The 14105-nt window shown below is 63.5% G+C and carries 13 protein-coding genes; 11 read left to right on the top strand and 2 right to left on the bottom strand.

Going from position 1 to position 14105, the window contains the following annotated elements; translation table 11 throughout:
- The first annotated feature begins 5 nt into the window (after positions 1-5).
- The 11 genes from CKW06_RS04785 (at position 6) to CKW06_RS23465 (ending at position 11825) form a co-directional block, all read left to right on the top strand.
- Positions 6-980 carry a hypothetical protein gene (locus CKW06_RS04785; RefSeq protein WP_024957628.1) on the top strand — a complete coding sequence of 325 codons (975 nt, stop codon included), beginning with the start codon at positions 6-8 and terminating at the stop codon, positions 978-980.
- Positions 980-2680 (top strand): hypothetical protein, encoded by a 1701-nt coding sequence (locus CKW06_RS04780; RefSeq protein ID WP_024957629.1) that lies wholly within the window; start codon positions 980-982, stop codon positions 2678-2680. The genes CKW06_RS04785 and CKW06_RS04780 overlap by 1 nt, the downstream gene beginning before the upstream one ends.
- Positions 2677-3459 (top strand): phage BR0599 family protein, encoded by a 783-nt coding sequence (locus CKW06_RS04775; protein ID WP_024957630.1) that lies wholly within the window; start codon positions 2677-2679, stop codon positions 3457-3459. The genes CKW06_RS04780 and CKW06_RS04775 overlap by 4 nt, the downstream gene beginning before the upstream one ends.
- Before the next feature lie 10 nt (positions 3460-3469).
- Complete coding sequence (locus tag CKW06_RS04770) at positions 3470-3700, top strand: hypothetical protein (protein ID WP_024957631.1); 231 nt, start codon at positions 3470-3472, stop codon at positions 3698-3700.
- Entirely contained in the window at positions 3700-3927 is a 228-nt protein-coding gene (locus CKW06_RS04765) for a hypothetical protein (RefSeq protein WP_024957632.1), read from the top strand. Before CKW06_RS04770 ends, CKW06_RS04765 begins: the two co-directional genes overlap by 1 nt.
- Entirely contained in the window at positions 3920-6184 is a 2265-nt protein-coding gene (locus tag CKW06_RS04760) for a hypothetical protein (protein ID WP_024957633.1), read from the top strand. The genes CKW06_RS04765 and CKW06_RS04760 overlap by 8 nt, the downstream gene beginning before the upstream one ends.
- A gap of 5 nt (positions 6185-6189) precedes the next feature.
- The gene (locus CKW06_RS04755) at positions 6190-6936 is read left to right on the top strand and encodes a hypothetical protein (RefSeq protein ID WP_024957634.1); all 747 of its coding nucleotides are present in this window, start codon (positions 6190-6192) and stop codon (positions 6934-6936) included.
- 146 nt (positions 6937-7082) lie between these two features.
- The gene (locus CKW06_RS04750) at positions 7083-7844 is read left to right on the top strand and encodes a DNA adenine methylase (RefSeq protein ID WP_024957635.1); all 762 of its coding nucleotides are present in this window, start codon (positions 7083-7085) and stop codon (positions 7842-7844) included.
- Positions 7845-8026: 182 nt separating this feature from the next.
- Positions 8027-10540 (top strand): autotransporter outer membrane beta-barrel domain-containing protein, encoded by a 2514-nt coding sequence (locus CKW06_RS23895; protein WP_024957636.1) that lies wholly within the window; start codon positions 8027-8029, stop codon positions 10538-10540.
- Positions 10541-11158: 618 nt separating this feature from the next.
- On the top strand, positions 11159-11581 hold the full coding sequence (locus CKW06_RS04740) for a hypothetical protein (RefSeq protein ID WP_101363584.1): 423 nt from the start codon (positions 11159-11161) through the stop codon (positions 11579-11581).
- Positions 11582-11600: 19 nt separating this feature from the next.
- Positions 11601-11825, top strand: coding sequence for a hypothetical protein (locus tag CKW06_RS23465; protein WP_133125649.1), 225 nt, complete (start codon positions 11601-11603; stop codon positions 11823-11825).
- Positions 11826-11896: 71 nt separating this feature from the next.
- Here the strand turns inward: CKW06_RS23465 and CKW06_RS04735 are convergent, their stop codons facing one another.
- Positions 11897-12391: a hypothetical protein gene (locus tag CKW06_RS04735; RefSeq protein WP_076738310.1), complete on the bottom strand. Its 495-nt coding sequence runs from the start codon at positions 12389-12391 to the stop codon at positions 11897-11899.
- A gap of 27 nt (positions 12392-12418) precedes the next feature.
- Complete coding sequence (locus CKW06_RS23460; RefSeq protein WP_143566219.1) at positions 12419-13618, bottom strand: site-specific integrase; 1200 nt, start codon at positions 13616-13618, stop codon at positions 12419-12421.
- Positions 13619-14105 lie beyond the last annotated feature (487 nt).

The raw sequence follows: 14105 nt of genomic DNA, 5'->3' as shown, positions 1-14105 counted from the left end.
TAGAGATGGCCTACGCCGAATTCAGCAACGTCCCCAATGTGCAGACCCTGATCGACCTTGTAGTGCAATTTGCGCAGGCCAATGGCTGGACCGTTGAACGCAACAATGTGACCGGGGCAAATCGTACTGCCACCGTTCGCATCCCTGGCGTGTCCGACTACGTTCACCTGTTCAACACCGATCAGCTCAGCCTGCAGTCGCGCCTGTCCGTCGGGTACAACGGCGCGCTCGATCCTGCGTCGCAGCCTCTGCCGTCTCCACGTGGCGTGTCGACCCTCGGGCTGGTCGGTCCGTTCCCGCGTGTGAAGCTGTTCGCCAATGGCACCGCGATCCACGTCGCCATCGCCCAGGCCACCGCCGGCGAGTATCGGCATCATGCATTTGGGGTTCTTGCCAAGGCTGGAGCCTACGAAGGTGGTACCTATGTCGATGGCACATACTGGCCACTGAACACCAGCTCCAGTGGTGTGATCGGTACCAACGCCCCAACGGTGGTGCTGTTTGGATACACCACCGGGTTGGGTTGCGGACAGGTGCGGGCCGACTCTATCGAGGACGGGCGTAGCAATAGCTACCACATGATCTGCAACAACTATGCTGGGTCACTTGGCACGGAGGGTCAGGCTGGCAGTGGCGTTGGCCCGAGCTACCAGGGGTCATACAACGACATAACGATTGATCACCTCTGGCTAGGCCGAGCGTTAGGCAACGCCGATGAGAACACCTTTTCCGGTCGCAGCATCTTTCACCCGATCCAGTTGTGGGTCAGGCGAGCTGGAACCACCCCCAACCTGTCGCCGATCGGCGAGGTGATCGGGCTGCGGGCCTGCTACCTGGAAAAATTGGAACCCGAGCAGGAGATCGCGATCGGTGCTGAGACTTGGGTTGTGTTCCCGTGGGTACGCAAGCTAACGATGGCCAGCGGTTCGAACCAGCCTCCGGCAAGCAACGCCTATGGCTGGGCAGTCCGGAAGTCCTGATGGCGCTTCTCCTTTCCACCTCGATCAGCGCGGGGCCGAACTGGCGAAGCCGGAACCTGGACATCGCACGCACGCGGATTCCAGTGCCATTTCGTGGCGCGCTTGCCAGCGCTCGCGTGCTGGCGGGCCCGGCACGTGAGGCCACCATTGTCGAACCCGAACAGCGCTCGGCCGGTCCCGCGCTGCGCACCTCCTTCGATGACTGGTACCACCGAATCCACATCCTGCCGCTGCGCATTGACCTCGGTAATCTGGTGACCAACCAGGTGCGATTTGTGCAGGTCTGGAACGCCTATCTGCAGCCTCAGACCTTGGCCTCGGTGGTGCTGGAGAATGGCGAGGGTGTCGAACTGGTGGGGCCAGGCACGCCGCCGCTGACGTTCGCGCCGCTGCAGCTGCGCAGGTGGCAGCTGTCGATCACTACCGAGGGGCCGCCCGTCATCGCGGCCACGCTGTCCTACGACTTCGTGGCCCTGGGCAGCCGCACAGTCACAATCACCGGCAATCGCATGTCGGCGTGGATGTTGCCGCCAGATTGGTCCCGGCCGGTGTCGGAGACTCTGGCGTGGGCAACCGACGTTCAGCAGGCCGCCAGCGGTGGCGAGGCGCGCTTCCCCCTTCGCGGCTCCCCGCGACGCTCCTGGGAATTCAGCGTCCTGGCCGATCGCCGCGAGCGTCAAGTGCTGGAGCACGCGTTGTTCGACTGGTCGGCACGTACCTGGGCGCTGCCCATCTGGAATGACGTGTCCTGGCTGCAGTCGCGCCTGGCACTGGGCGTGCAGTCCATTCCGGTACCGGCCGCCACCCAGCGAGACTATCGGCAGGGCGGCCTGGCGATGCTCTGGCGGGACGTCACCACCTATGAACTGGTCGAGGTCGCTGGCATTGCCAGCAACGCCCTGCAGCTGGCTCGACCTACTGCCAACGCCTGGGCGCCAGGCACGCGGGTGTTGCCCTGCAGGACAGCGCGCCTTGCAGAAACACCCAGCCTGGAGCGCCTGACCGACCAGGCTGTGCGCTCCACCGTTCGCCTGACGGCCGTAGAAACTTGCGACTGGCCTTCTGTCGCGCCGGCGGTCACCTATCGCGGTCGACCGGTACTTGAGCAACGGCCTGACCTGGACCAATCGCCGACCGCTGAATTCGGCCGGCAGTTGGTCGTGATCGATGGGGACATCGGTCCGATCGCGATCGATGACTTCACGGGCAAGGCCTGGCCGGTGCAGACCCATGCTTGGCAGACGTGGGGCCGCGCCGAGCAGGTCAACCTGCGCAGCCTGCTGTACTGGCTGCAGGGGCGCGCGGCCGCACTGTGGGTACCGTCCTGGGCCGATGATCTGGAGCTGATCGAGCCCGCCTTGGCCACCTCCGGTGGCATCGTGGTGGCTTGGGCAGGCGTGTCGCGCTTCGGGCGCGCTCAGCCCGGCCGCCGCCATCTGCGCATCGAGCTGTTCAATGGCCAGGTTCTCTACCGCCAGCTGGTCCAGGCCACCGAACTTGATCCGCAGCGCGAGTTTCTGCAGTTGGACGTGCCCCACGGTATCGCCCTGCAGCCTGCAGCCATTCGCCTGATCAGTTGGATGATGCTGGCCCGCCTCAGCTCCGACACCGTCGAGCTGTCCCATGAAACCGACGGCGAAGGGCTGGCTCGCTGCAAGGTGTCCTTTGCCGGCATCGGTGCCGAGGAAGGTGAATCGTGAGCCTGTTTTCCCGCCATGTGGAGCTGTACGAGTTCGGCCGCGGATCTCAGCGCTGGCGCTACACCTCCAGCGATAGCGCAGAATTCTACGACTCGCAGCAGTTCAGCCCCGTGGCCATCAAGCGCGGCCGCTTGGGGCAGTCGGCGCAGGAGGCCCGGTCGAATCTGGAGTTGACGGTACCGCTGTCGCTGCCCCTGGCATCGCTGCTTCGCCCGTTCGCACCGACTGAACGGATCACGGTGCGTTGGCGCAGGGTGCGCAAGAGCGATGGCGTCATCCGCGACACGTGGAATGGCGTGTTGAGCGACTTCAACGAACGTCAGAACGACCTTGTGCTGACCTGCCAGAGCAACATCGGCGCAGCTGCCACCAATGGCCTGCGCCGCTGCTGGCAAGGCCCGTGCCCCTTTGCGCTGTTCGACGAAGACTGCGGACTCAATGCAGAGGCTTTCCGGATCGATGGCGTGTTGTCGGCCGCATCCACGCAGACGGTCACTTCCAATGCCTTTGCTACCAAGCCGGATGGCTGGTTCGTGGGCGGCTTCATCAAGTGGAAAAGGGGCACCGCCACTGAGTACCGCTTTGTCGTCGGTCATGTAGGTCCGGTACTGACCCTGCTGACCGCTGCGCCGCTTGCTGCCGGTGAACTTGTTTCGGCCTATCCCGGTTGCGGCCACGCGCTATCGGTGTGCCACGAAAAGTTCAACAACTCGCTCAACTTCGGTGGCCAACACACGATCCCGAAGAAAAACCCCTTCGGCCCTGACCCCATCTTCTGAGGAGCCTCCCATGTGGGTCCAAATCATCGTAATGATCGTGGCGCTGATCGTCAGCTACGTGATGCGCCCAAAACCTACAGTCCCGAAGCCGGCATCGCTGGAGGATTTCAACGTACCCACGGCAGAGGACGGTCGCGAGTGCGCAATGGTTTTCGGCACGAACTGGATCGATGACCCGAACGTTCTGTTCTACGGGGATCTGCGCACCACGCCGATCAAGGTCAAGGGTGGCAAGAAGTGATGAATCGCCCTGTCCTGGTCACCGTTGACCATGCTCGCGCCGCAAAGCTTGGCGAGGGTAACGGCGTGCTGTGCGCTGCAGGCATCCGTACCTGGATGGACCGGCATGGACTGGATCTCCGCCAATTCCTGGACGAAGGCCTGCCGGCCGAGCAGTTCGAGGCCCTGGACGATGCCTTCGCCCAGCGGCTGGCTCTGATAGCACGCGAGGAGGCCAGCCGTGGGTAGTGGCAAGAAGCAGACCGTCGGCTACCGCTACTACATGGGCATCTACTTTGGCGAGTGCCTCGGGCCGGTCGACGCCTTGCGGGAGATCCGCGTCGGCGATCGGATGGTGTGGGACGGTAACGTGCAGACCGCCTGGACCAAAGTGTTCGGCATCAACGTGCCGCTCACGGTGCCGGCCACGGGGCCGATTACCTCCTCGCGAACCATCACGATTCTTGCCCCCGAAGTGTTTGGCGGCGACAAGGGTGAAGGCGGGATCGTCGGCAAACTGGAGGTGCGCATGGGCGAACCTACACAGATGCCCAGCGCCTACCTGCAGTCGCTGGTGCCTGGGCCGTGGCCGGCGGCTCGGGGGCTGTTCACAAGTGTGTTCAATGGCCAGGTGTCGGCCATGAACCCCTACATCAAGAACTGGACCAAGAAGGTTTCGCGCTGGCGCGCTGGCTGGAAGAAGGGCCTATGGCAGGGCGGCCTGGTGCAGATCGATGAAGGTATGAACCCGGCCCACATCATCTACCAGGTCCGCACTGAGGGTATGGGGCACCCAATCGAGGTGATTGACGAAGCCAGCTTCCTTGCCGCCGCGCAGGTGCTCAAGGATGAAGGTCTGGGCTTGTGCCTGAAGTGGTCCAGGTCGGTGCCCGCCGGTGAGTTCATGGACATGGTGTGCGACCACATCGGCGGCATGCGCATTGAAGATCCGGTGACAGGTCTGACCAAGCTGGTGCTGGTGCGGCCGGACTATGACCCGGCCACTCTGCCAGAGATCGGTCCTGGCCAGATCATCGAGATGATGGAGTGGCAGCAGCCGATGCTGGAGAACAGCGTCAACGAGATCACAGTGGTCTATCGCGATATCGCCACCAACAAGGATGCTGCGGTCACCTATCAGAATCTCGCCAGCGTGCAGGCCCAGGGCCGTGTGGTCAGCAGCCGCAAGAGCTATCCAGGCCTGTGGAATGCCACGCTCGCCGGCCGCGTCGCGGCGCGCGAGGTGGCGGCGGTGAGCAGCCTGCCCTGCAGGGTGAAGATCCGGGTGCGGCGCGATGCTGGCCCCTTCGAACGTGGTCAGGTGCGTGCGCTGTCGTGGCCACGGCGTGGCGTGGCCCGCATGCCAGTGCGCATTCTGGACGTCGACGAAGGCACGCAGACCGAAACGGCCGTGGTGCTGACCGTTGGCCAGGACGTTGCCGGCATGGCGGCTGCCAGTTACATCCAGCCCTCTGATAGCGCCTGGGTCGAGCCGGATACCAAACCCAAACCGGTCACGGTGCAACGCCTGCAGGAGGCGAGCTATCGTGACCTGGCCACCACGCTCGGTGCGCCGGATCTTGCTGCCTTGTCGCCAGACGTCGGCTACCTGACCTCGATCGGCGTGCGGCCGTCCTCGGTGGCGTTCGGCTACACCCTGCAGACCCGCCTGGGCAACGCTGCATTCGCCGAAGCCGGTACGGCCGACTTCGCCCCCACCGGCCTGCTCACGACCGCAATGCCTGCCAAGAGCGAGCCGACTGCGATCTCGCTGGCCGCTGGAGTCAGCCTGGACGCCGTTGAGGTCGGCAGCGAAGCGTTGATCGATGACGAGCTGGTCCGGGTGGTGTCGATAGATCCGGTGGCCGCGACGCTGACCGTGGCCCGTGGGTGCGTCGACACCGTGCCAGTGCAGCATGCGGTGGGCTCGCGGGTGTTGTTCACCGATGAATACGTCGGTTTCGATGGTCGCGAGTACCTGGCCAACGAGGCGCCCGAGGCCAAGCTGATCACCCGCACCAGCCAGGGTGAACTGAACCCGGACCTGGCCACGGCGATCGCATTGACGATGCGCCGGCGCCACGTCCGCCCGTACCCGCCGGGCCGTTTGCGCATCAATGGCGACGCGTACCCGGCCGAGGCCTGGGGCACTGGCGGTACCGTGGTGGCCACCTGGGCACACCGCGATCGCCTCCTGCAGGCCGACCAGCTGGTCGACTCCGAACAGTCCAGCATCGGCCCAGAGCCAGGCACTACATACACCGCCCGCTGGTACCTGCAGAACACCCTGGTGCGTGAGCAGGCTGGCATCACGACCACGACCGACAGCTATCTGCCGCCGGTCGGCAGCGGCGGCAAGACGCTGCGCGTGGAAATCGAGGCGGTCCGAGCCGGTTTCACCAGCTGGCAGCGCCTGCAACACACCTTCCTATACCGCGCACAGCTTGTGACCGAGGCGGGCGACCGCATCGTCACGGAAGCCGGCGACCCGATCATCCTGGAGTAACCCCAATGCCTGACGTCAAACTCTCCCAGCTCGCCGCCGCCAGTGCGGCCTCGGTCGCGGCCGGGGCCGCCCTATGGACGATGGCGGGCCACATCCTTGGCCTCAACATGGAGTACGTCGGTCCGAAGTCGTTCCGAGTTTCCAGCGGCAGCGCCTGGATTCCCTCGCTGCAGCAGGCTATCGAGGTTCCGACTGCGCTGACCCTCAGCGGCCTGACGCTTGCGGCCAACACGTGGTACCACGTCTATCTGTTCCTCAATGGCACGACGCCGGCGATCGAGGCTGTTACTGACGCCCCGGCTGCTCCTTACAGCGGGACCGCCCGCGCCAAGACCGGCGCCTCCTCACGCCGCTACCTTGGCAGCTTCAAAACCGACGCGTCCTCCAACATCATCCAGTTCCAGGTCGGTACGAACGACTCTTTTGAGTATCGAATTCCCGCGAACACGCAGCCCCTGCGCTGCCTGAGCAACGGCACCGCCACCACCCGAACCACGGTGTCTCTGGCAGCCGCAGTGCCTCCCACGGCCACTGCTGCCAGCCTGATCCTCACCAATACGATGTCGAGCGGCTTCGGTCTCCTCTCCGTGCCAGGCGTAGCAGCCGAGCTTTTCGGCGTGCCGACCGCAGGCGGTGTAGGTCAGTTCTTCGACCTTGTGCTGTCGCCCAGCCAGACAATGGACTACCGAATCAGTAGCGCTGATTCCAATGGGCTCTACATCGACGTCCGTGCTTTCCGTATCGCTCGTTAGTTGACTAGAACAGGGCGCCAGGCTGGCAGCTGGAACTGTCAACCTGGCGCCGCAACACACGCGTACAGCCCGCGTGCTATTGGCCGAGGCCCTGCTCCCCGCGCGGGGGAGACAAGCCTCGCCCAGACCCATCGCAGAGGCTGAGAATGAAGACGACCACGCTGTTCCCCTGGCCGGGCGGGAAGACCCGCCTGCTGCCCCACCTGCTGCCCCTGGTGGCCGATGCCCCCCACCGAACCTACGTCGAGGCCTTTGCCGGCGGAGCTGCTCTCCTGTTCGCGAGAGAGCCGGCCAAGGCAGAAGTGCTGAATGACTGCCACGGCGAGCTGGTACGCCTGTACCGAGTGGTGGCCAACCACCTTGAAGAGTTCGTCCGGCAGTTCAAATGGGCCCTGACGAGCCGGGAAATGTTCCGTTGGTGCCAGCTCCAGCATCCGGACACCCTCACCGATATCCAGCGAGCTGCACGCTTCTACTACCTTCAGCGACTGGCTTGGGGGGGCAAGGCGACCGGCCAGACCCCAGGTTTCGGACGGGGCGGCAAGGGCCTCAATCTATTGCGTATTGAGGAGGATCTGAGCGCCGCACACCTCCGGCTTCACAAGGTCACCGTCGAGCACCTGGCCTGGCAGCAGTGCATGGCCAAGTACGATGCCACCGATACCCTGTTCTTCCTCGACCCGCCGTACTGGGAGACTGAGGGGTATGGCACTCCCTTTGGGATGGAGCAGTATCAGGAGCTGGTCCGGCAGATGGTTGGGCTGCGGGGCGCGGCCATCCTGACGATCAACGACCACCCGACCATGCGGGAGGTGTTCAGCCAGTTCGGGTGCCGAGTGGTGCCGATTCGCTACACGATCGGCCGGCAGGCAGTGCAGCGGCGGGAGTTGATCTACACGACCTGGTAGTCCGGCCGGGCCACGGGGCGGTTTCCGCCCCGTGCAATTTCATTCCGCAGGGCGCAACATTGACGCCCCACCGTTTATCTCACCTGTGGCGGGCGATTTATCGCGCGCCGTTACACGAATCCGGCCCGAACGGCCCTACCCCGTACCCGGGGCAGGACAAGTACATCAAGTACTACCGGGACATGTTCGGCCCGACCGACTTCGCGGTCATCGAAGCGCGCATCGTCCAGGCGCACTATGAACTGACCCAGCAGTCGGGCTTCCTGCGCTACTTCGACCCGAACGTGGCGGCCGTGGCCACGCGCTTCTGCCCGACCCGCGACCAGAGCGCGGCAGGCAACTGCACCGCGTATCCCGGTGTCACCTTCTACAGTGATCGCGTCGTTACCGAAGCCGGTTACGTCCAGCCTGGCGACGTGCTTTCCATCGACAAGGACGTGAGCGGAGACCTCAATCCGAACCTGGCCGTGCGCGGGCGCTACACCAATGCGCTGGCCAACCTGCGCTACTTCCAGCAATCGACCCCGGACATCCGGCTGGACGACGCCTTCGGTGTGATCCGCATCGGCAAGGGCGGTGTCTGGTCACTGGATACCGCCTCCGCCGCCCAGTATGTGGTGGCCGATGGCGGCACCCTGCGCCTGCAGCAGAATGGCTGGATCCACCACGCCGAAGCCATCGGCGCCCGCAATGGCGGGCGCATCGAGCTGCAGCAGGGCGCACTGCGCAGCCTGACCGTGGTCGAACGCGGCGGCGTGCTGACCGGACACGGTTCATTGAATGCCACGATCGACATCAACGAGGGCGGAACGCTCGCGCCCTCCGGCATCGTCATGCGCCCCTACTCGCTGGAAGCACTCGCGCCGGGTGGCGACGACGTGTTCACCAGCGAACGCTTCCGGATCGGCAAGGGGCGCTACATCAACCTCAACGATGGCGCGAACCTGGCCTTCCAGGTCGACAGCCAGCGCACCGCACCGGCACTGACGCTGGAAGAAGCCCGCTACTTCCTGGTCGAAGAGGACCGGCGGTCCGGTGACTACAACCTGTACGGCAACATCAACCGCGCCGTGCTGAGCATTGCCCCCAGCGCCAGGCTGACGCTGGACATCAAGCAGGCGTTCTTCCCGGCAGGCCAGCAGAACCATCTGGTCGGAACCCAGGTGGATGCCAGCGCCCTGCAGCTGCCCGTCGCCCCCTGCGGCCCGTCGAACGGTGAGTACGCCGGCTTGTGGTGCCGCACCGCTACGCCCGATACCCTGACCCGCGCAGCACCGGTGTCGGACTTCATCGAAGGGCGCTTCCAGTACGTCGAGCGCAGTGGCGAGGCCGGCAGCGCGGTGGACCTCACCGCTCCCGGCGCCGTATTCCGCCCTCGCCACAATTCACTGCTCAGCTTCACCGTCAACCAGACCGGCAGTGGCCTGTGGCTGACCGCCAATCCCTCCTTCGACGACACACGCTTGTTCGGCAATGCCCCGTCCGGCGACGGCCTGGGCATCGCACTGCAACAGGCGGCTGCACAGCGCACTTCCTCGATGAGCGGACTGCTGGGTGCCCTGCAGTTCGCTGACCGCGATGACATCGCGCGCCAGGCGGGAGCATTGCGCGGCGACGCGCATGCCAGCCTGCGCCTGGCCGATACCGCACTGGTCGGCAGCATCGGCAACGTCGTGCAGCAGCACCAGGCAGCATCGCGCAGCGGTGGCGATGCGGACGGCCTGGCAGCACAGGCCGCGCAGACCGCCTCGGCGCAATCGGCAACGACCGGCAGTCGCCTGTTCAACCAGCTGGCGATGCACCTGGTCGCACCGGCAGATGCAGGCAGTGATGCGGGCGACGCCGGACACAACCGCAGCTTCTGGGCGCGCGGGTTCGGCAGCCATGGCCGTATCGAGGGTGGTGCGGGCGTCGCCGGCCTGAACCACACCATCGGCGGCATCGCGCTTGGTGCCGATACCCGTCTGGCAGACGACCGCGTGACACTGGGCGTGAGCCTTGCCGCGGCCGACATGTCGACCCGGTCCAGCGAAGGTGCAGGATTCAGCGGCGATGTCCGCGCGCTGGATATCGGCGGCTACGTGGACGCGCTCTATTCGCGTGGCTACCTGTCCGCCGCCGTCCGCTACACCGATCTTCGCCACGACACCCGTCGCAGCATCGAGGGGATCGAGGGCCTGCAGGCACCGCTGCGCGCGAAGTACAGCAACGACGCGATTTCCGCGCGCGTGGAGCATGCGTTCTCGTTCACCACCGGCAACGGCGTGGTGATACAGCCGCTGCTGCCGGTGATCGACTACATGCGCACCTCGGCCACGCACTTCAACGAAGGCCAGGACGCAGCCGCACTCATCGGCCGCAGTGGCAGCCTGGAAAGCATCCGCGTAGGCGCCGGCCTGCAGTTGTTCAAGACCTTCGACGGCAACAACGGCGAGCGCATCACCCCGCGGGCCCGCGTGGTCTGGCAGAAGGAGCTGGGCGATACCCAGGCCCGCTACAGCAACGGCTTCGCCGCCGCCCCGGACCTGCTGTTCAGTGCCAGCAGCCAGCCCGTCGGTGAGCAGGTCCTGGCCTGGAACCTGGGCGTGACCAGCCGTGCCAGCAAGCGCCTGTCGGTGATGGTTGATTACGTGGGCGAGCGGCGCGACGGCCAGACCCAGAACGGCATACAGCTGGGGCTGGGCTACACGTTCTGAGCACACGCCATTCGCACAGGGCATCGGTCCCCACCCTGTGCGAATGGCCTTGCCTTCCACGCCGTGCGTGGATGCACCCAGCGGCCAACGAGCGGCGCAACGTGTGGGGCGACGCGCGAAACGCGCGTCGCGTCCCGCGCCAGATAAAAGAAGAGGGCTGCCTTTCGGCAGCCCTCTTCTATTCCCGCAGAGACAAGGAAGTCATCAATGCCGCATCCACCCCCGGAACCATCTGGAGAAGCAAGCTGGAGAAGCAAGCCCCTCTGTTGAGGGGCTGCCCCGACAGGGGCGGGGAGAGGCAGGCAAAGGGAGGGGCCCACGCGTTGCCACGCAACGTGTGGGGCGGCGCGCGAAACGCGCGTCGCGTCCCGCGCCAGATAAAAGAAAAGGGCTGCCTTTCGGCAGCCCTTTTCTTTTATCTGGCGGAGAGGGGGGGAGTCTAAGCCACATCACTCCCAAAACCCTTGCAGCGCAAGACTTAGCGCCCGAGGCACCCACGCAAGGTGTCCAAGGAAGTGCCCACGATATCACCGCCATCCAGACGCCACAACGCAAGATCCGCGCATTCAGCCTGTACAATTGCATCGCGCCAAGGTAGGCGCGCCCACAGGGGGATCAATGAAGAAAATTACAGGGCTCGCCTGCGTTCTTCTGGCAGGATGTGCGACAAGTGCCGCGCCGAATTTCTTTAACGGCAACTATTACATGGCTGGGGACGCGACCTGCAAGCAGGTCCGGGCCCTCTCGCCCACCCGAGTCATGTGCATCGACAAGAAGGGCAATGACACAGGCTACCGCGACGCATTGACTGCTGAACAATTGCAGATGTACCACATGCAAATGCAGTACCAGCAGGCTCAAGCGCAACTGTATAGCCAAGAACTCCAACGCTCCAATCAAGCCCTTCAGAACAGCACCCAGCAGTTGCTACAGCAGAGTCAGCAGTACACTGCGCCTCAAGTGACCCCCATAACTCCACCCGGCGGATATCAAACGCGCTGCCTTGTAAATGGGATTTACGTTAGTTGCAGGTCCAACTAAGACGAATTCGGAGAGCGTAATGGGCGACTTTGAGCGCACCTTCGGGGCGGGGGCAAATCTCGATTCTATTATCGATGGATTTAATCGAGATCACTTCCGTGAGCAGCGATCCTCGCGCAGCAGTTCAACGCCTAGAAAAAAAACGTTCAAGACGTTTCGGGAAGCCAGTGACTGGGCGAAAAATAATCCGGGACGTTCTTTTGGGCGCGTCCCTGGTACGGATGAATTTGAGCCCAAGGGATGATCAAATTTAGTTTGAGTCCGCCCCTGTTAGGCCGACGGCTGGCGTACTAGCCAGCCGTCAAACGGTTCGCCTTATGCTTGCTCTTCCTGTTCCTCTACCCAATCTAAGACCGCGCGCATCTCTCTCTGGTCGTAGTAGGAAGGCGCAGAACGTGGCTCAAACACTCCGTTAGCAATCGCGGCATCAAAATGATGGCGCGCGGCTTCATAGTTCGGTACATGCAAGCGCTTGATCAGTTCCAGAACCTCGCTCTCTTCCGAGAAGCGCTTATCTGCTAGGAACGACAGTAGCGTAATCAGACCATCGGGACCCACGAAACTGGAAAGCGGCAGGTCAGCAACGGTGTATCTCTTGGCGGCAAACCACTGGTCCTCATCGTGGTAGCACGCGCTTTTCCGATCCGCATTTGGGGATGCGTGTCGGTGGTGGACAAGGCGAAGATGGTGGGCACTTCGCTGAATGTCATCGGGTCCGTTTCGTCCGTTGAGCCACTCTACCCAGCCATCATCAACGCTGAGGATCGGATTGCCACACTGATCGCAAGTCCACGGTGCATCGACTTCCATATTTGCCCCCTGTTGGTCGTTGAGCCTCTATTTGTAGCGTGGCCGAAGACCGGCGGCAAGTGGCGTTTGTGGTGCCCGCGCAGATGCAGGCACCTGGACGGGCGAAGCCCCCACCAAAGCCGCTTCTGCCTTTAATTTCTTCGCCTTTTTATGCTTTCTTGCTTTGGTACGTGCGGCCTTGGTTACCGCCACGTTTCTTATCGGTCCGGACACACTCGCGCGAGGCCGCTGACCACCCCGGCCGCGCCGCTTTGTACCGTAGGACATGAGGGACGCGGTTGATCGGTGGCCCATAATTTTCGCAGCCGTCTCCGGCGTAGCCTTGCCTTCTGAAATATCTGCTTTCAGATCGCTGCCGACGGCATGGCGGAAGGTGTAACAACTCATGCCTTGCACCTGAAGCGCTCGGTTGAGACTTCTATAGTCGGCGTCTGTCGTCGCAAGCGTGTAGTGCCCGCCACGCTCGGCGCACAACAGAGTAAGTCCTTGAACAGCCTTGCCGCCCCCCGACAGAGGGAAGGCCAAGCGGCGCTTTTCGTGGCCCCGTAGTGCGTCCACCTTCGCTCCAATTATTTCTATGCCGATGCCGCTGGGCTCTCCATGCTTGTCCCTCAACAATTTCACACTAACCCCGGCCATCAACTCTGCCGGGCGGCATCCCGTCAGCGCCAACAGCGCCAGACGCTCGCTGTGCCGCTCTAGGAGCCTCGTTCCACGGTGCCTGCTGTCCAGCAGCGCACAAGCAGCGGTGTCGGCTGTCGGCGCACCGCTGAGGCGCTTGGACTTGTCCACCGGCTTGCGGCCCTCCGTTTCTATTTTGAGGGCCTTCGCCGCCCAGGCTTCTCGACCGGCCGCCAAGAATTGGGCATCAAGTGCAACCGCCAATTTCCATGCTTCTGCGGTGCATTGTTGGGCATGAGCCAAGTCGCCGGATTTGCGCGCCTGTTCGGACAGTGCGCGCCATGCCCGCACATCCTCGGCCATTGCCCAGCGGCACGCCGTGCGCAACTTGTTCCAATGCTGCGCACTGTTCGCCTTCTCCCATGCCGTCACTCCCTCGCGTACCAATCTCGTGTATACGCGCCGGTACTCGTCTGACGTTTCCGCCGTTAGCGCGCGCTCCGGACACTCGGCCAGAACTTTCCGCGTGTACTTGTCGGCCTCCAATGTCCACGGCTTACCGGTGGCAATGGCCTGCCTGCGGTGCCACTGTTCATCGCGTTCCAATTTTTCTTTGTGCTTACTCGTCCACCCGTCACACAGGGGTGACGGGCGAACATCGTGCGCACGTTCGCCCGTTTCATAATCTGAAACGAGCGCGGGGGCTGTGCCCCCGTGTGGCCTTATGGGGTTACGCTCTCGCTTCACCCCGTCCACACTCCCCCCATTCTCGGACGGTATAACCGTCCGAAAATGGTTTGAAGCATGTAGGGCTGAGGGTGATTTCTGTTTCATATTTTAATTGAAACAGAAAAACGAAAGCGCGCAATGGGTGCAGGCCACCAAACTCCTGCGCGCTGGTGAAGCATCAAACGGCTCGCTAGCGCTGACTAAGCGCGAGCGTCGCCAGAGGTGCGGACGCTTGGTGCCGTGTGCAAAGGAAAGCGCAGCGATGGGGCGTGTGGGCGTTGCGACCGGAAGCGTGTCGGCGCGCGGGGTCAGATAGAAAAAGCCGCAGGGGCCGATAGATGTTGGATGTGTGTTAGTGACTGTC

This window comes from Stenotrophomonas maltophilia, assembly GCF_900186865.1.
Taxonomy (GTDB): Bacteria; Pseudomonadota; Gammaproteobacteria; order Xanthomonadales; family Xanthomonadaceae; genus Stenotrophomonas; species Stenotrophomonas maltophilia.
This window is presented reverse-complemented; position numbering and strand designations above follow the sequence as displayed.

Bases quoted from the DNA above. Each gene is read 5' to 3' on its own strand.
- CKW06_RS04735 (WP_076738310.1), bottom strand. From the start codon at position 12,391: ATGGAAGTCGATGCACCGTGGACTTGCGATCAGTGTGGCAATCCGATC.
- CKW06_RS23895 (WP_024957636.1), top strand. From the start codon at position 8,027: ATGTTCGGCCCGACCGACTTCGCGGTCATCGAAGCGCGCATCGTCCAG.
- CKW06_RS04780 (WP_024957629.1), top strand. From the start codon at position 980: ATGGCGCTTCTCCTTTCCACCTCGATCAGCGCGGGGCCGAACTGGCGA.
- CKW06_RS23465 (WP_133125649.1), top strand. From the start codon at position 11,601: ATGGGCGACTTTGAGCGCACCTTCGGGGCGGGGGCAAATCTCGATTCT.
- CKW06_RS04765 (WP_024957632.1), top strand. From the start codon at position 3,700: ATGAATCGCCCTGTCCTGGTCACCGTTGACCATGCTCGCGCCGCAAAG.
- CKW06_RS04750 (WP_024957635.1), top strand. From the start codon at position 7,083: ATGAAGACGACCACGCTGTTCCCCTGGCCGGGCGGGAAGACCCGCCTG.
- CKW06_RS04740 (WP_101363584.1), top strand. From the start codon at position 11,159: ATGAAGAAAATTACAGGGCTCGCCTGCGTTCTTCTGGCAGGATGTGCG.
- CKW06_RS04770 (WP_024957631.1), top strand. From the start codon at position 3,470: ATGTGGGTCCAAATCATCGTAATGATCGTGGCGCTGATCGTCAGCTAC.
- CKW06_RS04755 (WP_024957634.1), top strand. From the start codon at position 6,190: ATGCCTGACGTCAAACTCTCCCAGCTCGCCGCCGCCAGTGCGGCCTCG.
- CKW06_RS04785 (WP_024957628.1), top strand. From the start codon at position 6: ATGGCCTACGCCGAATTCAGCAACGTCCCCAATGTGCAGACCCTGATC.